This is a genomic window from Aestuariivivens insulae (genome assembly GCF_022662195.1).
GTDB classification, from domain to species: domain Bacteria; phylum Bacteroidota; class Bacteroidia; order Flavobacteriales; family Flavobacteriaceae; genus Aestuariivivens; species Aestuariivivens insulae.
In genome coordinates this window covers 1-22,078 of sequence record NZ_JAKMCS010000007.1, presented here as the reverse complement: position 1 = coordinate 22,078, position 22,078 = coordinate 1, and the positions used below count along the sequence as shown (strand labels likewise).

Annotated in this window: 16 protein-coding genes and 1 pseudogene; 2 read left to right on the top strand and 15 right to left on the bottom strand. The window is 36.3% G+C overall.

Going from position 1 to position 22,078, the window contains the following annotated elements; translation table 11 throughout:
• Window positions 1-87: 87 nt before the first annotated feature.
• The 5 genes from MR062_RS10070 to MR062_RS10050 form a co-directional block, all read right to left on the bottom strand.
• Window positions 88-1,527 (bottom strand): hypothetical protein, encoded by a 1,440-nt coding sequence (locus MR062_RS10070; RefSeq protein WP_242204031.1) that lies wholly within the window; start codon window positions 1,525-1,527, stop codon window positions 88-90.
• A gap of 87 nt (window positions 1,528-1,614) precedes the next feature.
• On the bottom strand, window positions 1,615-3,237 hold the full coding sequence (locus MR062_RS10065; protein ID WP_242204030.1) for a glycoside hydrolase: 1,623 nt from the start codon (window positions 3,235-3,237) through the stop codon (window positions 1,615-1,617).
• A 29-nt stretch (window positions 3,238-3,266) separates the two neighbouring features.
• On the bottom strand, window positions 3,267-4,847 hold the full coding sequence (locus MR062_RS10060; protein ID WP_242204029.1) for a RagB/SusD family nutrient uptake outer membrane protein: 1,581 nt from the start codon (window positions 4,845-4,847) through the stop codon (window positions 3,267-3,269).
• A 4-nt stretch (window positions 4,848-4,851) separates the two neighbouring features.
• Complete coding sequence (locus MR062_RS10055) at window positions 4,852-7,887, bottom strand: SusC/RagA family TonB-linked outer membrane protein (protein WP_242204028.1); 3,036 nt, start codon at window positions 7,885-7,887, stop codon at window positions 4,852-4,854.
• Between the two features lie 61 nt (window positions 7,888-7,948).
• The gene (locus tag MR062_RS10050) at window positions 7,949-9,367 is read right to left on the bottom strand and encodes a DUF4625 domain-containing protein (protein WP_242204027.1); all 1,419 of its coding nucleotides are present in this window, start codon (window positions 9,365-9,367) and stop codon (window positions 7,949-7,951) included.
• Between the two features lie 520 nt (window positions 9,368-9,887).
• On the opposite strand from MR062_RS10050, the gene MR062_RS10045 reads away from it, so the two are divergent.
• The gene (locus tag MR062_RS10045; protein WP_242204026.1) at window positions 9,888-10,775 is read left to right on the top strand and encodes an AraC family transcriptional regulator; all 888 of its coding nucleotides are present in this window, start codon (window positions 9,888-9,890) and stop codon (window positions 10,773-10,775) included.
• 28 nt (window positions 10,776-10,803) lie between these two features.
• Here the strand turns inward: MR062_RS10045 and MR062_RS10040 are convergent, their stop codons facing one another.
• From MR062_RS10040 to MR062_RS10000, 9 genes are all read right to left on the bottom strand, one after another.
• On the bottom strand, window positions 10,804-11,445 hold the full coding sequence (locus MR062_RS10040) for an NUDIX hydrolase N-terminal domain-containing protein (RefSeq protein WP_242204025.1): 642 nt from the start codon (window positions 11,443-11,445) through the stop codon (window positions 10,804-10,806).
• A 1,453-nt stretch (window positions 11,446-12,898) separates the two neighbouring features.
• A complete protein-coding gene (locus MR062_RS10035; protein WP_242204024.1) occupies window positions 12,899-13,696 on the bottom strand; it encodes a DUF4138 domain-containing protein in 798 nt (265 codons plus the stop codon).
• Between the two features lie 20 nt (window positions 13,697-13,716).
• The gene (traM, locus tag MR062_RS10030) at window positions 13,717-14,667 is read right to left on the bottom strand and encodes a conjugative transposon protein TraM (RefSeq protein ID WP_242204023.1); all 951 of its coding nucleotides are present in this window, start codon (window positions 14,665-14,667) and stop codon (window positions 13,717-13,719) included.
• Entirely contained in the window at window positions 14,648-15,271 is a 624-nt protein-coding gene (locus tag MR062_RS10025) for a conjugal transfer protein TraK (protein ID WP_242204022.1), read from the bottom strand. The genes traM and MR062_RS10025 overlap by 20 nt, the downstream gene beginning before the upstream one ends.
• Before the next feature lie 17 nt (window positions 15,272-15,288).
• The gene (locus MR062_RS10020; RefSeq protein WP_242204227.1) at window positions 15,289-16,122 is read right to left on the bottom strand and encodes a hypothetical protein; all 834 of its coding nucleotides are present in this window, start codon (window positions 16,120-16,122) and stop codon (window positions 15,289-15,291) included.
• Window positions 16,123-16,130: 8 nt separating this feature from the next.
• Complete coding sequence (locus MR062_RS10015; RefSeq protein WP_242204021.1) at window positions 16,131-16,718, bottom strand: type IV secretion system protein; 588 nt, start codon at window positions 16,716-16,718, stop codon at window positions 16,131-16,133.
• A gap of 35 nt (window positions 16,719-16,753) precedes the next feature.
• Complete coding sequence (locus MR062_RS10010) at window positions 16,754-19,171, bottom strand: TraG family conjugative transposon ATPase (protein ID WP_242204020.1); 2,418 nt, start codon at window positions 19,169-19,171, stop codon at window positions 16,754-16,756.
• Window positions 19,158-19,442, bottom strand: a complete 285-nt coding sequence (locus MR062_RS10005) for a hypothetical protein (RefSeq protein WP_242204019.1) — start codon at window positions 19,440-19,442, stop codon at window positions 19,158-19,160. Before MR062_RS10005 ends, MR062_RS10010 begins: the two co-directional genes overlap by 14 nt.
• Window positions 19,443-19,445: 3 nt before the next feature.
• The gene (locus MR062_RS10000; RefSeq protein ID WP_242204018.1) at window positions 19,446-19,733 is read right to left on the bottom strand and encodes a hypothetical protein; all 288 of its coding nucleotides are present in this window, start codon (window positions 19,731-19,733) and stop codon (window positions 19,446-19,448) included.
• 477 nt (window positions 19,734-20,210) lie between these two features.
• Here MR062_RS10000 and MR062_RS09995 point away from each other — a divergent pair, with 477 nt between their 5' ends.
• Complete coding sequence (locus MR062_RS09995) at window positions 20,211-21,572, top strand: ATP-binding protein (protein ID WP_242204017.1); 1,362 nt, start codon at window positions 20,211-20,213, stop codon at window positions 21,570-21,572.
• A gap of 37 nt (window positions 21,573-21,609) precedes the next feature.
• On the opposite strand, the pseudogene MR062_RS09990 reads toward MR062_RS09995, so the two are convergent.
• Window positions 21,610-21,951: pseudogene (locus MR062_RS09990) on the bottom strand (ATPase); the annotation flags it as partial.
• Window positions 21,952-22,078: the final 127 nt, after the last annotated feature.

Sequence of the window (22,078 nt, the reverse complement as noted above, 5' to 3'; positions counted from 1 at the left end):
ATTACAATTAAATTCAAGTCAAATTTAGGGTTAATAATTAAGATAAAAATAGACTCCTTAACCCAATTTATGGATGATTATATTGTTTTAATTTCCTTTAACCACAATTTTATAAATTTGATACAACCCTTGTATATTGACATCCACAACCACCTCATTATCTGAGCTAATTTCAGCTGAAACGGTTTGAGTAATATAAGGTTCAGCGGCTGCAGTATCACCATAATCAAATGGCACATATCGTTCTACTGTCTGTATTGAGCTAACTGTAAAACCATTTATCTTTACAGCCACTTTTTTACCATTCTCCTTTCCTCCAGTAATGAACAACACCATTGTATTAGCGTCTTGAAGAGCCGCAGCTAAATGAAATTTGTTAGAGGTTGTTTTTAAAGATTTCCCTTTGTAAGAATCGGCTAGTTCACCTAAAATCTGCCCTGTGGGAAAAACTTTTGAATAATTCCAATTTGTTAACCCTAGCCCTGGAATTGATGAGTTTATAGGAGGCCAAAAAGCAGCTGCTTGAGAACCAGCTCTTGCGTAAATATGAACAATATCAGGAAGAATATTAGCTGCTTCCATATACAGTGCTCTGTCATTGTAATCTCTAGATGGCATCCATTCTGATAAATACTTAAAATTTTTATTTGGATTAAAATTATTAGCACAATCTTTAATACGTTGCTCTAAATCGGCAATATTATGGGTTGTTGTATTATATCCAGTATATGTATGCAGTGCTACCCCATCAATTTCAGTATAAGCCCGAGTAAACTTATTCTTCATAGTAGTAAACTCTTGAGGCTGTGTATAGTCACCGTTTATTAGTAATCTGAATTTGCGATTTGGATATTCACCAACTAGATATTCTGTTAGATCCATAGCGATATTAACGTACTTATCAAGTTTCTGAGCTCTGCTAACACCTCCTGCCCATTGCAACCACCATTCGTTACCTATTTCTATAAGTCCACCATTCCTAGCATTTATATTTGATACGTCAACAGCCTGTTTCGCTCTTGATTTTAAATTTGAAATAGCAGTATTGTATTGCGATGAACCAACAGAGGTATTCATAGCTTCCGTTGTAGGAATTACAACGCTATAATTTGAAATATGATTCTTTAAGGTTGTAACCGAAGCTCCTGGTTGCGAGGGTGTATTATCCCAACCAGGTGTTGTATTGCTTGTCCATGCATAAAACTCAGACTCCCAACCACCAGGATATCTAACAACAGTTGCACCTATATTACCTAATGTATTTGCGAAATTTGAAAACGTATTATCAGGTATTTGACGCCAATCATTATTAACCCCAAAGATATCGGGGTAAATATCAACGGCATCAGCTGCATCAACAATTAAAGTAATGTCGGCTCCTGAGGGTCCTCCACCAATGGGTCCATCATCTATATCATCAAATTGCGAATCATCCGGATCTGTTGAACCACCAGTACTACAAGCCAATACCAATCCGATGAGCATTAGCGAAAAAAACTTCTGAAACCTTATCATTATATTTTTCATTTCTTAATATTCAATAGTAGCCTATAGGAAATAACGCAGCTTTTCCACCACATCCTTAATTTCATTAAAATGTGTTGCTTTATACTTTTATTTAAGCGTAGCCTTTAGCGTGACTATAGACTTAGATGGAATTCTAATGTTATCAATATTCATTGTTGACTTCCTCAAATTACTTCCCAGAGAGGTTGTATAAGCTTCAAAACTATCATTAACCACTTCAAAATCCTCGCCGTAGTTATCCAAAGTGATATCTCTAACATTATCGGTGTTATTGATGCAAACCAATACCAACTCGTTGTTAGTAGTACTCTTATAACCCGAAATCATAAAATTTTCAACCGAGGCTGTTTCACCATAATCAGGATCCTTCACATCAAATCTAACCATACCAGGTCTTATAAATCGGCTAAAATTACCAAGTGCCCAAAGCAATTTATTATCGGTAATTGAACCATCCGTATGCGCTGGACCGTTAGAATTAGGCTGATACAGAATTAAATTAAACCTAAAAGGATGATCTCCAAAAGTAGACTGGTTAAATGCCGTCCAGAAACTCCATCCTGCCGCATTACCAAATACCAAATCGGTATGAATAATACGACTCATCCATAACGCATAGTCAATCTCTTGAAGCGTAGACACATCTTTATTTTGTTGATACGCCGTCCCCAACAAACTATATTCTGTCTGCCAATAATCTAGACCATAACCTACCAAAGTTGACCTCAGGGATTTCCGTTGTCTTAAAGACTCATTTGTTGTTCCATTACTGAAATAACTATGTCCTGCAACATTTTTTGAAAGTTTAACCAAATCACCAATATAATTCGAACTAGAAGTATTAAAAAAATCGTTAACCTGATTTGTAGTGTTACTACTGCCCTCAACCAAATATTTTAATTGCGCAGCCTCAGGCACCATTATTTTGGCTTTTACACCTTTCTGCGTAAAAACTGCATCTATTATTCGGGTCACTGATGCTATTTCAGCGTTAGTTGCTTTCGTACCAGATTGTTGAGCATTGCCTACTTCGGCATTCCATTCGTATTGTGTCTCGTTAAAGGGACACACCGTTGTAATATTATAACCTTTATCCTCATAATTTTTCACTACATCCGCCAAGAAATTAGCAAAATCATCATATTTATCAGGTTGACAATTAAAAGTTGGAACATCGGCAGTACTAAAAACATAGCCATTTTTGGTCATGAAGTAAGGTGGCGAACCAGTCCACATTGTAAATTTATCCACACCGTACTCTTTGGCCTTTGTCATAAACCATTGCTCTCCAGCTTGCTTTGTCCAGTCGTAACTGCCATCTGGAGCTAAATAGCACTCCATTTCACGAAACCAATTTGAAGCCTTAAATCCACTATTACTCTGGTCTGCAGATCCTTCACCTATAATGGTTCTCCAAAGTGAAAGCCCAATACCTCGCGGATTTCCTTGTGTATCCGTTTCATTACTAAAAAGCAATCTAGCCGCTTGGTTTCTGGTAGCATCTGGCCATTTTCCAATCCATTGGTCCTGAAAACCACCCGAAGCTCCAAAATGATCAATCACTTGAAACGTGTTATTTAAGTTAAGGGATACCCCTTCTTCAGGTATATCAAACTTTGGATCATTAGGATCTGTAGCATTATCTGAGCTACAACTAAAAAACACCCCAACACTTACTAAAGTTAAAATATACCTATACAATTTCAACATGATCTTTAATTTAAAAAACTTTATAAAAATTAGTACCCAGGATTTTGAGTTATATTACCTCTTGATAATTGTATTTCTTCTGGAGGAATAGGCCAAACCATGTGGATATCTGGATCGAACAAGGCGCCACTATTCTGCGGTTCTAATAAGTTTGTAGTTTCGAAAGGATCTGTACTTACTTGAGTATTGTATTTTACAAATGAACCATTAGGACCTAAAATCGATACAATTCTAGGAACACCATTTATTTTTTGCCTTCTTATATCGTAAAGCCTATGCTGCTCTAGTGCCATTTCCAAACGTCTTTCTTTCCATATAGCATCTCTCAAAGCTGTTCCAGTTAATGACATATTGGTTGTCAAGTTAACCCTGTCTCTTACCTCCTTTAAAGAGTTCTTTGCAGCAGTTTCATCACCGTTAAAAAAAGCGGCTTCTGCATGGAATAAAATAACGTCAGCTAATCTAATATGTATATACTGCCCTGGTATCTGACCTCTTGAATAAGGTTCTGGCCTCTCACCAACTGGTGTATAATATTTTCTATTAGTACGCCCCGATTTATTCTCAGTTGGTTTACCATCAAATTCTGTTACTGCCGGATCGTCAAAAACAGGTTCTCCATGCTTTATAATTGTTGATCTTAATCTAATATTATCACCTTCGCTTAAAAATGCATTTTCTAAATCACTGGTAGGTGAGCCCCATCCCCAGCCACGATCACCACGACTACCGTTAGTAATAGGGTATTGAGCTCCAACCTCACTAAAAGTTGGGTTATTTATAAATTCTATAGCAAATATAGATTCAACACCATGTGCATTACCTACTTTATAAAGATCTGCAAAATCAGACTCCAAACTGTATTCTCCTGAATCCATAACCGTTTTAGCCATAGATTGCGCCTGCCCCCATTTTTCTTGGTACAAATACACTTTGGCCAATAATGATTGCGCCGCTCCTTTGGTCGCCCTTCCTAAATCTGCAGATGCATACTCACTTTTTCTTGGCAAATTATTGACAGCTTCTTTCAAATCTTCTTCTATAAAAGCATATACTTCTTCAACAGAAGCACGCTTTTTATCATTTATAGAAGGGTCTAAAATTTCCTGATAAGAGGAAACTATAGGAACACCTCCAAAATTTCTCACTAAATCAAAATAGAAAAATGCACGTAAAAATCTAGCTTCTCCTATAAACTGGGTTTTTTTATCTTCATTAATATCAGAAATTGGAATCTGATCTAATGCCAAATTAGCTCTGGTAATACCAATATAATGGCTTTCCCAAAAGGAATTGAAATAAGTAGATCCCGGAAAAACGTTATATTGTGCAATTCCTGTAATATCCGGTCTTGGTTGTGCTGTGTTACCTGCCCAGTTGTCATCGGATGCCATCTCATTAATCTGGCGCTGAAAGTTAACTTGCCACCAGCTTTCTCCATTTACTTTTCTATAAATACCATTGATAACAAACTCTGAGTTGCTCGAATCTGCAAAGAAATCTTCCAATGTCAACCTACCTTGCAAAGGTTGGTCTAAAAAATCTTCTTTATCGCAACTTGAAATAGACAAAGTTGCAATAACAGTTATTAATAAAACAATCTTTTTCATAATCTTATAAAGTTAAATTTAGTCCTAATATATATGTCTTGGCTACAGGGTTTCTTCCAAAATCAACTCCAGACCCATCTATAACATTACCAGATTGCACTTCAGGATCAAATCCACTGTAATCAGTAATGGTTATTATGTTCTGTCCAGAAACGTACAGCCTGCATTTTTGAAACCCTTTGATGTCAAAATTGTATCCAAGTTGAACGTTTCTCAACCTTAGATAAGAACCATCTTCTATAAATAAATCTGATGGATTTTTGTAGTTCCCATTTAAATCCTGTTCAGTGAGTCTTGGAAACCTTGCTCCTGTTTTATCTGGAGACCATACCACATTAGTGGTTCCCGCAAGAACATTTAAGTTTTGTGTACCCGCACGAATATATTCTAAATTAGCGTTATACACATCGTTACCAAAGGTACCATACCACTGCATAGAAAAATCTAATTTTTTGTAACTCATGTTAACATTTAAACCTCCAAAAAAATCTGGGTATGGATTTCCAAGAGTAACATAATCATCAATAGTTAAATCCCCGTCACCATTTTGATCTACATATCGTAAATCACCTACTCGTGCATCAGGCTGAATGATTGTTCCATCTTCAGAGGTATGGGAATTTAACTCAGTTTGATTTTGAAAAATACCGTCTGTTTGAAATCCTTGGAATAAACCTACCACTTGTCCTAACTCTGTTATTTTAGCATATTGATTTCCCAAAATCTCTCTTCTTAAACCTATAAGCTGTTCATTTCCAGGAGCTAATTCTACTACCTTGCTCTCATTTGTTGAAACTGTTAAGTTTAACCCTAAATTGAAGTCGTTCCAAGTTTTATTATAACCTATGGCAATATCAATACCTTTAGACTCGAAACTACCCACGTTTTGCGTTACAGTACCTGGAACACCCGTGTAATTAGGCAATTCTACATTAAACAATAAGTCTTCTGAAGTTTTAATATAGTACTCTGCAGAAAGTGTCAAGTCATCATTAAATAATCCCAAGTCTACCCCAAAATTCTTATCCCTAACGGTTTCCCATCTTAAATCTTCATTTCCAAATTGGCTTAAGAAGTTTGATAGCACTCTCTGACCACCTAAAACATAACTATCAGATCCTATTGAAAAAAACTGCCCGTCAACTGCAATATTTTGGTTTCCAACCTCTCCAACTCCCACTTTCAATCGTAAGTTATTAATAGTTTCACTTTTAAACCAATCTTCAGAATCTACATCCCAAGCCAAGGATGCACTAGAAAAGATACCAGTTCTTCCATCTTTAGGAAAACGAGAAGACTGGTCTACCCTTACTGATGCATTTAGTGTATATTTGTTATCAAAACTATAAATAGTTCTAAACACCCCCGACCAAATGTTAGCTGTACTCTTGTTACCATTTGCTCTTACCGTTTCTCCATTAGCTGCTGCCAATTGCCATAGATTTTCATTGGTATCACTTGGAAGCCCATCACGATAACCTTGTAACCAATTTTGATTTGTTGAGTCATACAGCACACCTCCAAGCACATTTAAGTAGTGCTTATCGAGTATGGTTTTTTCAAAAGTAATAGTGTTATTAATTACATAATCAAAACTCTGGGTAACATTTTTGGTGTAATTATTAATTTCGTTTTGACGATTGGGTCCTATAAAATATTTCGGATTAAACGTCTCCCAAGTCAATGCGTCAACGTTAAGCCCTAATTGCGATGTGAAAGTGAAATCTGGTGTTATTTTAATATCTAATTGCGTGTTAGAAAACAACCCAAAGAACGTATTATCCGCAAACTGTCTTGCTATTGCCCCAACTGGGTTTGGCACCAAATTCCTAGATTCAGCATATATACTGTAAATATTACGTCCTTCTCGTTCACTTTGAGGTATAAAAACAGGGGTCAATGGATCTATCCTTAGCGCATTATACAACAGATTAGGTGTGTTCTCCCATATTTCAGCTCTTGGGCTCAAATCCTGTTTTAAAGTAATTTTATCTGATATTTTAAAATCTACATTAAAACGCCCTGTAACTCTTTTATAATACCCTTTAGCATAATTAGATTGCTGATCAAAGAAACTAACACTAGCATTATACTTAATATTTTCATTTCCTCCAGATGCTCTTAGATTAGCATTTACAACTGGCGCGTAGTTTTCTACAACTTCATCCCACCAATCTGTACCCGCTCCATAATCATTTGGATCGAGTAACACTGGATTTGGATTTATGTCTAAATCAGCAAGTCTTCTAGCGTTCCACACTTCAATATATTCTTGAGCACCTGCTGTTTCTACCTTATCCCATCCTTGAACTCCATAGTTAAAATCAAAATTAATAGTAGTATTGCCCGACTTACCTCTTTTTGTAGTAATCAACACAACACCATTGGAAGCTCTAGACCCGTAAATAGCAGATGCTGCCGCATCCTTTAAAATATCCATACTTTCAATATCTTGAGGGTTTACAGCATTTAATGATGTTCCATTTGGCTGCAAAACTCCATCAATAACTATAAGAGGCTGGGTAGTTGAATTGAATGTTGTAATACCACGTACTAAAATACGAGGCGATGCCCCTGGAGAACCACCAGATGATAATACTTGCACACCAGCAGCTTTACCTTGCAAAGCCTCCGCAGCATTACTTGCCACTTGTTTGGAAATTTCCTCAGCCCCCACAGAAGCTATGGAGGTGGCAATTTTATCTCTTTTAACAGCTCCATAACCTATAACCACAACTTCATCTAATTGTTCGCTATCTTCAATTAAAGTTACATTTATAGTATTTCTGTTGTTTACAGGCTCTTCATGTGTTTTAAAGCCTAGGTAGCTAAAAACCAAGATAGCATTATCTCCAACAGAAATGGTATAATTTCCATCAAAATCAGACACAAACCCATTAGCTGTATTTTTCTCAAGGACATTAACACCTGGCACTGGTTGCCCCTGTTCGTCCGTAATTGTTCCTTTAACAGTATTCTGAGCCATAATTGAAAAACTGAAGCACAACATACTGAATGTAATTAAAGCTATTTGTTTCATTTAATTTATTGTTTATATATTAGTTGTTATTGATTAATATATCAAAGGAGACAATATTACCTTACCTCAGTTTTGCTATTATTCTATTAAGATGTGTATCAAATATGAATGTGTAATCTTTATTTAGAGCACTGTCATCAAACACATAATTATTACCCCCTCCAGGAATAGTTCGAGAAGGATCTCCTCCAGCAACATCCACTCTCCAAAACGGCGCCCATCCAGAAGGGTTTGCATTTAGAATAAAACCATTGGCCCCAGCATCATTGGGTTGATCCTTTAGGGTCACGTCAATAGTCCACAAATATAGATTGTAAGTACTTAGGGCAAACGGTTTTCCTGAGTTGAAATGCCAACATTGTGTACTTCCATCATTATTATTCGTACATGTAGATGTTACAGCATCAATATAAATTCCTCTTCCTAGGATATAAACCTGATCGTATGGGGTATCTGTTGGAGTATAAGGGGTTACAGTGTAAGAAAGATCTCTAATATCCATGGCCACCTCATAATAACCTACTCCAGGCATAATAATAGGAGCTACTGTTTCATCTTGACCCAACAACAACTTCCCTGGATTGCTGGGATCTGCTCCAAACGTAAAGGGCTTAAAAGACCCTTGCTGAGGAACGAATCTAACCTCTGAGTTAGCAGCAGCGGAATAATAACGCCCAGTAAACACGTATCCATCTTCACCAGACAATTCACTGGCTACTGTACTAAATGGGATTCCGAAAATATCTTGATTTAGTGCAGTATCACTAGTCTCATCGGTTAAATACATAGCATTAAACTGCAAATCACTTACAACGCTTACAGATACACTTGCAGTAGCCTCGTTTCCAGTAGCATCAGTAGCCGTAATTATAAACTCATAATCTCCCTCATCAGTTACATTAATTGAATTACTATAATTATAAGAAGCTCCTGAAATAGCAAGGGTTTCATTCAAGATACTACTTTCAATTTTTAATTCAGCTAGTTCTCTATCAGCTAAATCAATATCTAAATTAATTTCATCTCCATCACCAATTAGTATGGTCGCCCCGTTAACAGGAGAATTTATATTAATTGAAGGTGCAGCAATATCTTTATCTAAAGTTACCACCACCTCTTTTGTTGATGACACATTACCGGCATTGGTAATGGTAACTGGTATGGTGTGAACACTAAATTCTGTAGCATCGTCTGGCACCTTAAACTTATACGAAATTGTATATGTTTCAGGTAAGGAATCTTTCATTATGGTTTTATCTAGAAACCACGCTTCATACTTAAAATTCACAGATTTAATACCCGCTGGATCTGTTACGATACCCTCAAAGAGAAACTCCTCTCCTGGCAAAGAAGAAACCTGTTGATTTAACGACTGAAATTCCGGTATAGAATCTACACTAACTGAATCGTCATCACCACATCCCAATAAAATGGTTAATAGCCCCATAAGGACAACTAGTTTTGCTTTAATTGTTTTCATTTTAATATATTATCGAGTTTAGTTAATATAATCAAGCCCTGATTATAATATTGATTAAATAATGATTATTCCCTTTTCATAATTGATGTTCCTCCTTCACCCTGGAAGTATTATTAAATTAACATTTAACTTAGTTTTATGTTTATCAAAACATCAACGTTACAAAAGTATAATCCATAAGCCTTAAAAGAATAGACACAAAAACCTAATACATGGACTATATTGCTTTTTAACACAAACCACTCAACAATATAGCATCGCCGCGCTCTTAATACTTCATTATTATTAGGTAAAATCCAAATAAGTTGGATACAAAAGAATATTTATTACTCTAAAAATCTATTATCTTTAGCTCTTAAATAAATCAAGAAATTAAAGCCCATAAAATCGGAAAAACAACAAAATTGAATGTCCTTCTTAATTTAGTATGGTACATGACAGATATTATGGTATAATATCCTATATTTAGCCATATCTCACTCAACGATTAAAATATTTATACTAACAAGAACTCACTTAAATGGATAATATCACTTTAAAAGAAGGGTTTATAGGCCAAAAAATGATTGCCTTACCAAGATCTATAATCAACACCTCAAAGGCAAATGAAATTACACAAAATTTTTATGTAAGTGATTTAGGATACTACCCAAGAGCTCACCACCATTACCGTTTTAGAAAAAAAGGTGCCAAACAGCATATCTTTATTTATTGTACAAAAGGAAAAGGAGAAATTTACTTAAACAATGTAAGGACGGTAATAAGTCCCAACCAGTTTTATATTATTCCTAAAAACAATATGCATGAATATAAAGCCGATGACACTGACCCCTGGAGCATCTATTGGTTTCACATTAATGGGATATTAGCAGACAAACTTTATAAAAGATATTCAAGCACCCATTTGGCCAATTACAAAAATATCCCATTCTCCTTAGATAGAATTAAATTATTCGAAAAAATATTTGAACTTTTCAATAGCAACTATTTAGAAAACCATATAGAGTACGCTAATCTATTAAGCTTAAATTTTATTAGTTATTTTATTTATCACGATTTCGAATCTAATGTCAAGAAAAGCTCTGAAGACACTACCGTAAATTCTATAATTAGATATTTAACGGATAATTTAAGCGAAAAATTTACACTTGATGATATCGCAGCCAAGTTTAATTATTCAAAATCGTATTTGCATACCAAGTTTAAAAACAAAACTGGATACCCGCTATTAGTTTTTTTTAATTTAAAAAAAATCCAAAAAGCCTGTGAGCTTTTAAATTATACTGATTTATCTATTAAAGAAATAAGTTTTCAAGTCGGATTTGAAGACCCTTTATATTTTTCGCGTATTTTCAAAAATTTCATGGGAAAATCACCTAGAAAATACAAACAAAGCATACTAAAATAGAAACCAAAAAAGACCTCAATATATTTAATCAATCAAAAACAACTTCCCAATCGTTAGATTGATATGCATTAAAGCACATCTCAATTTGTTCGGTATTGTTTTTTTCGGTAGAAAGCAAAGGCAATTCATTTATTTTGAAAAACCCTCGATCAACTGTTTCTATGTTTTCAACAAAATCACCTTCCTTTATATCGCACAAGACAAAAATTTTGCAAACACCATAGGGGTATACTGGGAGGTTATGCATTTTTCTATCTAGAGCTGCTATAAGTTTTAATGGAATCGCATCATACCCAGACTCTTCTTTCACCTCTTTGATTAAATTGGCTCTAATTGATTGATTTACATCAACCCACCCCCCTGGAAGTGACCATTTTCCGTTTCTTTCTTGAACCAACAAAATCTTATTGCCCCTAAATATTGCCGCTCTTGTATCTAACTTTGGTGTTTGATAACCTATTTCATTACAAAATAATTCCTTAACACGATCTACATTCCAACCAGATTTAAGACTCATCATCTCAGCAGATATCTCCCTAATTCTTTTAAACCTATCTATGTCAAATGGATCTCCAGAATAAGTCAGTCCTACCTGGGAAATAAACTGTAATTCCATTGCCCATTTCAACCAAGGATTTTTATCAAAATCATTTTCTTCTCTTGTAATCATATAAAAATTGGTTTAAACCTTAATACATAGCCCGATATTTCTTCAACAAATTCATAAATATTCTCTAGCAGAATATTGTTTACTCTTTTTTCAATTTTGTTAATGAAAATTCGCTTCTTGATTTTTTGTGTTCATTGACTTGTACTTACTCTTTGCTGTTCTTCCTTGTTGCAATCATATTAAGCAAAAACGAGCTAGATCTCTTGTATGAAAATGCAACAATCATTTCTTACAAGACTCACTAAGCATCTCTCTCTTCATATTCTATAGCCATTAATTTACCGCAAGTATAATATGACATTTTTATATTCTTTTCGACCTCTACATGAAAATTTAATACACAGATGCCCACAAAAACCTCCATCAACATCGTAAATCTTTGGAATGGAAAATGGGGCTGCATTTTCCAAATTGCCCCTTATTGTTCATCAAATGTAACCATTTCATTAATATATTTTCTTGAAAAATGGCATATAAAGAACTAACCTCCTTATTTTGAATGAATTTAATTTTGTTTAAGAAACTGGTATAAACCAACTCACTTCATTTTAAACCACTAAAACTGAAAACATTGAATTTTGAATTAGACATCATTGTATAATCACTCATCAATGCCCTATTTTAAAATCAATGATTACTTGCAATTAACTTTCTGAAATATTGGAATAATCCAGCAACTAAACAACTTTTAAATGACTATATTTAGTTTCCTTATATTCCAACTTTCTTTTCGGACTTTTCAGTCTCGCACCTAATATGCCAAAGTAAAGACTTTTAGAAGTCAGTTCAGGGGAGTCAAGAACACAGAGTTCTTCCTTTTTAGACTAACTCAAATTTTTGCATAAACACAACTTTTAGGCATGATCCAAAATTACATCAAATGTTAGGCTTACAAAGCCCCAGAAATTTCTACAATAAGTAGCAAAATAACGTTAAAATAAGTTAAATTTTATGATTTTTTCAAAAATGAAGAAAGTGTGCACAAACTGTGCATTTTTATGAAAACAAAAAGGGCTCACACTCTGTGAGCCCTTTGTTTATCAGTGATCGGGACAGGATTCGAACCAATCTCTCGTCCCTTATATTAACTACACTTTTGGTGTTAATCTTTGCAATTGTTGACCGATTTGTTGACCGAATTAAATATGTCTTCGATTTCCGTCTAATACAAATTTAAAAATATTATTGTGATGTATGTGGTCTATTAATATAAATTAACTTATTGCTCTTCATTGACAGACTAACACTAATTTCATATACCCCTCATATTCAAAAAATTACATTTATTTTTTCAATACAGGTAGCCAAACAAGTTACTTTTGCTTTGATTCTATTTCACTTTGCATATACTAATATAACCTATTAATAAACTTTAAAACAACCTCATTCTAATGATTTGAAAACAAAAAAGCGTCTTGAAAAAGACGCTCAAAAAATTTAAGTTTTATAAGTATTAATGTTTGACTAGATTTACTTTTCTGTTTCCCTTCAACTCCCATAACTCCAATTGCAATTTTTCATTCACCCCTAAAACAAATTTTGGCAAGACATAAACAAAACGTTTCGATTGCCCAACCTTGACTACTGCAGGTCTACGGTGTTTATAGAGCACCTCCTGCCAAAGCTTCTGAAAAGATGCTTTACGCCCTGAATTACCATTAATTTTAAACACATCCAAATAATCAATTTCAAAATCAATACCCGACTGATTTTGTACATTCAAAACCAGATAGACTTCAGAGCCATTGTAAACCATTTTCTCCAACCGTAGCTTAATTCCTTTCTTTCGTTTAGTAACCAAGTTGCCTTTATCGGATCTCAAAAGATAGGCACAGAATTTTTGATAATGTGCTATTTGACTTATGCTATCTTTAAGTGGTATGGCATCAGGGACAACTTTGATCGGCTTTGGCCTTTCATTACCGATACTTGCTCGTGTACCAATAAAATAATTAAGCTTAGGCAATTTATGGGCATATTTCAAAATGTATGAATATATCTGTCCATCATTGGTAATGGCAAGCAGGTTACTTTCCTTTCCGGGTGTGGCCTTCAATAATCCAAAATGTTGCTCCTTTTCCCGGTTATAGGTAAATACAAAATTGGTATTTCCTGTAATCCCTTGTCTAATGGGTTTTGGGAAAAACAAGGCTACATTTTTATGTTCATTGGCATAGAGTGTATCCAATGTTTTTTGAGCAAAAGTTGTCTGTACTAAAACAAGTAACAGAAAAGTTATTAATGTTTTCATAGTATATATTTAAAGGTGATTTAAAGAGGCTTTAGAATTAATTGATAGTCATCCAGAATGGTCACTTTCATGTTGCGGTTATTGCGCTGAAACAGTTTTTTGATACCGGTTACCTGTGGAACCCCTGCAATGTTAACATCATCCACCACATCACCAAAGACCTCACGTGTTGCATCTGCCCTAAAGGTATTTTCTACATAAACACCTTCATTTCCATCCTGCAGGTCAAAAGCTTTAAGCTTGACCTGGTTGTGGTCAATGTTATGTATAGAAATGATGGTCCTGTTCGGTTTGAAACTCACAAAGCCATAAACAAAAGTGTTCTTAGGATATAGTACTCCATTAATATGGGCAGGTTTGGCCAATCGCATTCCAAGTCGGAAATCCTTTTTTACGGTTTGGGTACCATCCACCCGAACATAAATGGTACTATCCGTTCTTTGACCGTTCAATATAGGATTGGATTGGGGATCGGAGGCAAAAAAAAGTTGATGTTCCAGGGCCAATTCCTGGGCTGGAATGTATGGCGCTGTCACCGTGGTTTCAGGTTCAAACTTAATCTCTTGATTTTCCCTAGTATTAGGTAGCCTTTCATTTGTTTTAGGATCCTGTCGCACAGGGTCATCATCTATGGCATTGATAAAGCGGATATCATTGTAAAGGCTATCTACTATTCGTTGCTTTTCTTTCTTCAATAAGTCTTTATCATAAATCCCTGTGGAGTCCAATAAACGTTCATCATATATACTCGGGGCATTGGTCTGACGTACGTCCTTTAAGGCATCCAATGCCTCCAACTTGGACTTAAAGTTTTTTTGACTATGCTCATCCAATTTCGGTACGGGAATTTGGTTGCCATCTATTACCGGGGCTTCTTCCTCTCCCAACATAAGCGAGGCATAAGCGCCAATAAACAGAACTACACAAGCTATAACAGCTATAAAAACAATTTTATTCTTTTCCAGTTTCATGTTCTATACGTTTTAAAGTGTTTTCAAAAAAATTGGTAATCAACAGTCCATGGGTATTAATCGGAAAATGCCGATCCACATGGATCAGTGCTCCCGAAGTTTTCAGTTCATATCTGTCAATAACAGATCCACGGTTGATCTCAAATACCGTTGTGGTTTCAAAATGGTAAGGTTCCTTTTGTAGATCGACTTTGGAATCGATACTGATCACCTTTTGCACCAGGGAATACTGCAACAACCGATTATAGACCCCATCTGCTTTCTTTTGGCGGTACAGTGCATCGACGGTACTATTACCTAGCCATAGGGCTTTCTGTAAATGCTTTTCATAGTTGCTTGCATCGATATGGTAAAAATAAGTATGGAAGAGTTCCAGGTGTGCCAAGGCCTCGACTTCCAAGCTTTCCCTTTGGGTGACCAGTTTTAAGGGTATTACCTGCCCCTCGCCGTTAACAACAAAAGCACTATTTACGGTTTCTTTATGGAGCTTAATCACCATGATAAGGGAAACAATACAGGTGACAACTGCTCCAATCACCATTGCCAGTACAATGAAACGGTTGAGTCTTAAAACTTTATAAATATTTTGATAGGGTGTTTTCATATAAGCTTATTTTGGGATTAACTACCGGCAAACAATTTGAGGGTAAAGGAAATAGCCTTTCGATACAACTTGAACTTTAGCAATACTATAAAGCCTATGGAGGCCAATTGAATAAGTGGAGCAAAAAACTGACTGCCCCAATCCGTTCCAAAGAGTTCATTCCAGAAGTTATCGTTTACTTCCGTATAAAGATTGTTGACAAATACGTTTACCAGAAAAAAAGCTGGCACCAGCATATAGACCCCAGCATAGAGCTTAAAAAAACTATAGGCAAGGGAGCGGAATTTTTCAAAAACGGCCAGACTGATCACTAAGGGAAAGAAGGCCTGCATGATGCCCAACAAGAAAAAACGTTCGGCCAAAAAAAGCGGATAGATAAATAGGTCCAGAAGCCACAGGAATATGCCAATGATAAAGCTGATAAGCTTAAGACCATACAATGGGGTAACCAAGGCCTCATATAACATGGCCATTGCTTTTTTGGCGGCTTCCAGGGCACCCACATCCTGTTCGATGTCTATATCCTGCATCTGTAATGGAAGGAGTGCCGGAGCCGTATCCCGGTAGCGGTCTTCAATGGCTACCAGTATGCCATCAAACACATCCAGTACCTGTGTGGAAAAAATCACCAATAGGACGATCAAGAAATTCTTGGCCAGTTCCGTCGGGGTCAGTCCCCAGGTATGCCCATCAGTCGAGGCAATCCCTTCATTGTATTTTTTCAGGATGTTCACTAAAAAGAACATGATAGCCAACGTTTTCATTCCCGTAATGGTATACTGTGAAAAGTCACTGTTTTTGATAACGGTAAACACCGTATCGATATATTCAAGACCGATCCCTAAAAACATCATTGCTACTAATAATTGGTTTCACGATGGTTTACGGCATCCTGCATTTTCCTAAATGCAATGATCTCATGGTAGCGACGTACCTTGGCCTCGATCTCGGCCACCATCTCATTGGACTGTTGTTCCTTTTCCTTTAGAATGGCTGCCCGTTCGGCATCTCCCATTTTAAGGCTATTACTGGAGAGTATCTGTTCAATATAATTAAGGCTTTCCAATGAGTTGTCTATAATATCACTAAAGGTCTCTGATATACGCCCCACTTCATCAGCTTTGATATAAGGAGAGTTGAGTATCTCCCGTAAATCGTTTTGCACAGTACTGTACAGACGTTGATGGTTTTTGGTGAGTTCCTTGACCGCCTTGAGCTGCTTAATGACATTGTTGACCTTCTCCAGATTTTCCTTTTGTTGTTTCAAGAATTCTACGGTCTTTAATAGCTGTGAAGTCTGCTTGGCGGATTCTATCAACTGCTTGGCCAAGCTGATAAAATTGGTATTGTCATACACCGGCATCCCCTGGGCCTTAGCAAGGCCTGGCAATGAAATGGTAAAGGCTAATACCAATACCAATGTTTTAATGTTTAATCTGTGTTTCATTACAAAAAAGTTTTAAGGGTTATTAATTATTCTGATTATGATCTCTTTAGAAAGGTCTTTATTGCTTGTTCCATATTGCCCGTCCTTTCATAAATGGCCATGATGGCCTCGTTTTCAGTGCCATCGGTTAGATAGGCCGCATAGGCCTCGGGAGGGACTTCCAACCGAAAGATGTTGCTCTCCTTCCCGATCTTGATAAACATTTCGGTGTACTTACGGGATCCGGTCAGGTTATTACGGATAGACCTTAACTGGTTCAGGTCATGGCTTGACAGGTTAAGGCGCTTTTGCAGTTCGTCATAGCCTTTTTCATTACGAAGGCTATAAATAACCTGTGTATTCTCCAGAATACTTGCTGATGTAGCATTACTGGGCAATTGGTTAATGGATTGCAGAATGATGCCAATAGCCCCATTCTGCTTCCTAATGGCCTGATAATAGAATTCCACGCTTTCCAGGACATTATCGAACTTGAGTTGTTTGGCGAACTCATCAAACAGAATGATGCCCCTTTCGGAGCGGTTACGCCAAATGGTACGCTGGATAGCGGATTTGATAAGCTTGAGCATTACCGAAAGGATTTCCTTATTGTCCTTAACTTCATCAAGTTCAAAAACGATCAGGCGCTTGTCCTCGATTTTATAAGTTAGGTCCCCACTGACATTAAAGAGAAAGCTGTACAGGCCATCCTCCACATATTCGGAAAGAATGTGCAAAAAATTATAAACGCTAAAGTGTTCTTCCTGTACGTTCAATTCTTGGATTAGCGTATCCTTTTTGGCATCCACAAACTGATAGAGGGAAGCTAAGGAATGAGACTTTCGGATGCTATTGTAATAGTACAACAGTACCTTTTTTATGGCCACCTCATGGGCCTTGGTACTTGACCTTAAGGCTAACAGTTCCAATAGAAAAATGGCAAGATCCTCAAGGCATTCCGGGGTCAGGTCAGCATCGTTGCTAATATAAAATGGGTTGATGCCCAAATTTTTGCCCTGCTCGTAACGCAATATGATATGGTCATTGGGATAGAGCTTGGCAAACTTGGCGTAAGAGCCACCGAGATCAATAATCACCAGCCGAACATGGTCTTCAAAATACTGTCTTAAAATATTGTTGGCCAGAAAGGACTTGCCCTCTCCCGTTGGGGCGAAAATGGCAAAGTTCCTTGCTTTGATCCTTTTTTTTCTCTCGTCCCAAACATCTTTTAAAACTGGGGTATTAAACTGGCGATCATTAAAGATGACACCGGTGGTATCGGACCGGTAATTGGTATTGTTGATGTATAGACAAAGGGCATGTTTCAGGTCGGTGACATAAAGATCACCATTGGAAAAGTTAGAAGCAAAGCAAGGATGGCTGTTCAGGAAATAATGCTTGCGTTCCTCTCCTTTCGGGTAATATGGGAGCATATCGAGTTCCTTAAACTCGGTTTTTATTTTGGAAGCTATTCTGTTTAACACTTGGGAATCCTGGTTCCAAAAGATGACATTCAAATGGCCACGGATAATACGTGAAGTATCATCTTCATTGATCCGATCGACAATTTGTTGTATTTTTTTAAGGACCACTTTATTCTGTGTCCCGAAATTGGAGCTCTTGTTAAGTTCCTCAAGCTTTTTATCCAGTAGTTTGCGCCATTTTTGTTTATCGTCCATATAAATGATATGGTTCAAAATATGGTTCTCGTTAAGGTTTAGGCCAAGCCCATCGATAAAGCCTTGGTGGAACACAAAATCATCCGAAGTGAACTTGTCATTGGTCTTACTGCTCTGTACTATATCCCCAAAACATAGTTCACTATTAATGGCCAACACATCAAAATGATGGTCTCCCACCATAACCGATTTCCTTTTACCCTTTTTTGTAGGTTCCAATTGTATGTCGGTATCAAATCCTTCATTAAACCCATTAAAATAGGCATTGGTAAGCTGGAGGATATCCCTTTCCATTAAATTGGTTAAGGTTATTTTACTGCCATTATTGATAAATGACACGGTATCGTTCACAGCAGCTATAAACTCTTGAACCTTGTGATCCAATGTTTTATGAATAGTTTTGCCAACCTGTTTGAAAGGATTGACATACTTGGAAACGTTAAGGTTTCTGTTTAACGGCAAAATGAAAAACAAATAGCTTTGGTGCTGCAAACAATCCCGGTCCTTAAAATAATTATAGGTCGCCTGTTGCAGAAAGGTCGTCTTTGGTAAGGTTTCTGCCGAATAGTGCCTTTTTTGGTAAATATCCTGTTTATGGATGATGGTACCTACTGGCAAGGATTTAAGGGCCTGAAACCAACTGCCATGCAGTTCTTCAAAATCGGATTCCGACAAGGAGTAGATTTCAGGTAATTGAACCTGGTAACATAACACCACATTACCATTATTGGCAAACACAATATTGTCCTGGATGTCCAATATAGGATGGCTATCAGATAGGTTAATGGTCATCATAATCAAGGAAACTGGTTTTTTTATTTGAAATGGCTTTTGGAAATACCCGCTTAAAGTGCAGCAATGTTGGATGCTTGGCCAAATGGGTCAATGCGATGTAAAGTTTGCCGTTGATTGCAAAAACCGAAATGATTACTTTCAGGCTGAAGGAAAATATAATGAACAGCAAGGAACCGATGACCGATGTCATCATAAGCGCGAATGACGACACCGGAAGTCCCATGATCAAGGCACGTTTACGAATGTTCCTATAGACCTCAAACTGTTTCATGACCTAAACTACGATACTAATGAGATAGGTAAAGATGCCCACAACAGCCCCAGCTATAAGGACAAAAACCAGGACACGGGTGATACCCTTTTTCAGGTCGGCATTCTCTCCAAAGAAGTGTCCAGCATTAAAAAGGAAACCAACTAAAAAGATAACACCAAGAATAATGGGGAAAATGGCCCGGATGGTATCGGAGATATCATTAACTGAATCTTCAATACCCCCTATCTGGGCAAACAAGGGATTAACAATTAAAAATAATGAAGCAGTTAGGCACTTTACTTTTTTCATATCAAAAAGATTTAAAGGTTTGTGAATTTTGATATCATAAAACTATTGCAACAAACCATTCAAAACACTGATTACCAAACATCTGTTAATAAAATATGTTTTGTATTAAAAGGATATCATTTGTTATTAATTTAAGGGGCGTTTTATGAGCATTCGAAAAAGAGTTGTTAATGAAATTGTAAAATGTGAATCGCTCTTAACTCAAAAACGTCAGTTTTGGAGTTTTCCTCTTAAAAATTGTTCACTTTTTATTGAAATTGAAAGTCCAAAAAAATTGTCTTAGCTCTGAATCTTGGTAAATAATTATCTGCATTATTAGATATAAAGTCGCTTTTAAATCTATTTTACTAATCAACACTTACTTTGTTACAAAATACTCCAATAACTGCATTTACTTTGTTACAAAATAATCTGAAAATTGCGTTTACTTTGTTACATATTTTATATATTTACCCTTACTTTATAACAAATATAATTTTGGCACTAAAAAGACACCTCATAGAACAGTTACACAAATGGAAAAGCAATCCTAATAGAAAACCTTTAATTTTAAGAGGTGCAAGACAGGTAGGTAAAACCACTTTGGTCAATGATTTTGCAAAAACTTACAAACACCATATCTATCTAAATTTAGAAAAAAAAACAGACAACCAGTATTTCGAGCTAACAGATAATGTAAATACCATTATTGAATCCTTATTGATTTCAAATAATATTATTTCAAAGGATATTGGAGATACTCTATTATTTATAGATGAGATTCAAGAACAGCCAAAAGCCATACAGTTATTACGTTATTTCTTCGAAGACATTCCAGACCTTCATGTTATAGCAGCAGGTTCATTGCTTGAGTTTAGCCTTAAGGATGTTAAAAGTTTCCCCGTGGGAAGGGTCGAGTTTTTGTACCTGTATCCCTTTAATTTCAAGGAATATCTGGAAGCCATCGGGCACCGTACAGGCCTGAATGAACTTAAGAACATTCCCATAAGACCAGTTGCCCATAAAACGTTGCTATCGTTGTTTAATGACTATGCCATCATTGGAGGTATGCCAGAGGTTGTTGACCAATTTATAAAATACCAGAGTGTAGCAGATCTATCGTCCATATATGAAAGTATTTGGAGTTCATATATCAATGATTCAGAAAAATATGCAACCAATACTACAGAGAAAAATGTGATCAAGCATATTATGTCAACTGCCGCTTTCTCTATAGACGAACGGATTAAGTTTCAAAATTTCGGCAACTCCAATTATAGATCAAGGGAAGTAGGTGAAGCTATGCGAAATTTACATCAAGCTAAGGTTATTCAGCTTATATATCCAACTACGGCCACGGAAGTCCCCATTATTCCGGATTTAAAAAAATCGCCGAGGTTGCAATTTTTAGACACTGGTATCCTTAACCATATTTTAGGGATTAGTGCCGATATGTTGGTTATGGAAGATTTGAGCCAAACCTACAAAGGCGCTATCATACCCCATATTATCACTCAAGAACTGATTTCCATACAGGTCAATACCTCTAAACTACCAAATTTCTGGGTCAGGGAAAAGAAACAAGCATCATCTGAAGTCGATTTGGTCTATAGTATTGAAGGTAAAGTAATCCCAATTGAAATTAAATCTGGAAGTTCAGGTTCCTTAAAATCCTTGCACCAATTTATTGAACGCACCAATCATCCATATGCAATAAGAATATATGCAGGGGAGTTTTCTATACAAGAAACGAAAACCCCAAATGGGGTGCCATACATCTTAATGAACTTACCTTATTATTTAGGATCCCTAATCCCCCAATACATATCCTATTTTATAAAAAACCATCAGCTTTCTTAGAGGCCTATAAGGAATAGTAACTTATTCTCACTTATACTTATTCTCGCTTATCCTTTCTCCCCTTATCAAAAGCCACCAAATTAAACAGTTCTCGCATTCGAGATCGGACTCTATTCCCATAGCGATCTTCCAGTTCCTGGGCATTGAGATTGGTTGTGGCATGGGTCCTTACCGTTTTGGATATTTTAAAATTCAACATGGAAGTTTTAGTAAAGAGTTCATGTCGTGACAACAAGATTTCACCCATCACATTGCAGTCCTTGCCAAAGTGCCTTCCCGTGGGTTCCGCACCTAAATCGTCAAAGCAATAAAACCCATGGTCACCATATTGTTCAATGGTTTGGTAACCTAAATGGTTAAACCCAAATACGATGTTCCGGGTGGAAAATTCGGTTAAAGTGAACCACCCGTGCCGGATGAAAGTGAGCAGTGTAAATAAAGTGCCAAAAATCGTTTCATTTGAGTGTTAAAATTAGTGATTCTTTTTTAATTTTTTTCTCATGGAT

Excerpts from the sequence above, each read along its gene's own strand:
- MR062_RS10070 (WP_242204031.1), bottom strand. The coding sequence starts at position 1,527 with ATGAAAAATATAATGATAAGGTTTCAGAAGTTTTTTTCGCTAATGCTC.
- MR062_RS10020 (WP_242204227.1), bottom strand. The coding sequence starts at position 16,122 with ATGTTTTTAGGGATCGGTCTTGAATATATCGATACGGTGTTTACCGTT.
- MR062_RS10025 (WP_242204022.1), bottom strand. The coding sequence starts at position 15,271 with ATGAAAACACCCTATCAAAATATTTATAAAGTTTTAAGACTCAACCGT.
- MR062_RS10065 (WP_242204030.1), bottom strand. The coding sequence starts at position 3,237 with ATGTTGAAATTGTATAGGTATATTTTAACTTTAGTAAGTGTTGGGGTG.
- MR062_RS10005 (WP_242204019.1), bottom strand. The coding sequence starts at position 19,442 with ATGAAACAGTTTGAGGTCTATAGGAACATTCGTAAACGTGCCTTGATC.
- MR062_RS10000 (WP_242204018.1), bottom strand. The coding sequence starts at position 19,733 with ATGAAAAAAGTAAAGTGCCTAACTGCTTCATTATTTTTAATTGTTAAT.
- MR062_RS10050 (WP_242204027.1), bottom strand. The coding sequence starts at position 9,367 with ATGAAAACAATTAAAGCAAAACTAGTTGTCCTTATGGGGCTATTAACC.
- MR062_RS10045 (WP_242204026.1), top strand. The coding sequence starts at position 9,888 with ATGGATAATATCACTTTAAAAGAAGGGTTTATAGGCCAAAAAATGATT.
- traM (WP_242204023.1), bottom strand. The coding sequence starts at position 14,667 with ATGAAACTGGAAAAGAATAAAATTGTTTTTATAGCTGTTATAGCTTGT.
- MR062_RS10040 (WP_242204025.1), bottom strand. The coding sequence starts at position 11,445 with ATGATTACAAGAGAAGAAAATGATTTTGATAAAAATCCTTGGTTGAAA.
- MR062_RS10055 (WP_242204028.1), bottom strand. The coding sequence starts at position 7,887 with ATGAAACAAATAGCTTTAATTACATTCAGTATGTTGTGCTTCAGTTTT.
- MR062_RS10015 (WP_242204021.1), bottom strand. The coding sequence starts at position 16,718 with ATGAAACACAGATTAAACATTAAAACATTGGTATTGGTATTAGCCTTT.
- MR062_RS10035 (WP_242204024.1), bottom strand. The coding sequence starts at position 13,696 with ATGAAAACATTAATAACTTTTCTGTTACTTGTTTTAGTACAGACAACT.
- MR062_RS10010 (WP_242204020.1), bottom strand. The coding sequence starts at position 19,171 with ATGATGACCATTAACCTATCTGATAGCCATCCTATATTGGACATCCAG.
- MR062_RS10060 (WP_242204029.1), bottom strand. The coding sequence starts at position 4,847 with ATGAAAAAGATTGTTTTATTAATAACTGTTATTGCAACTTTGTCTATT.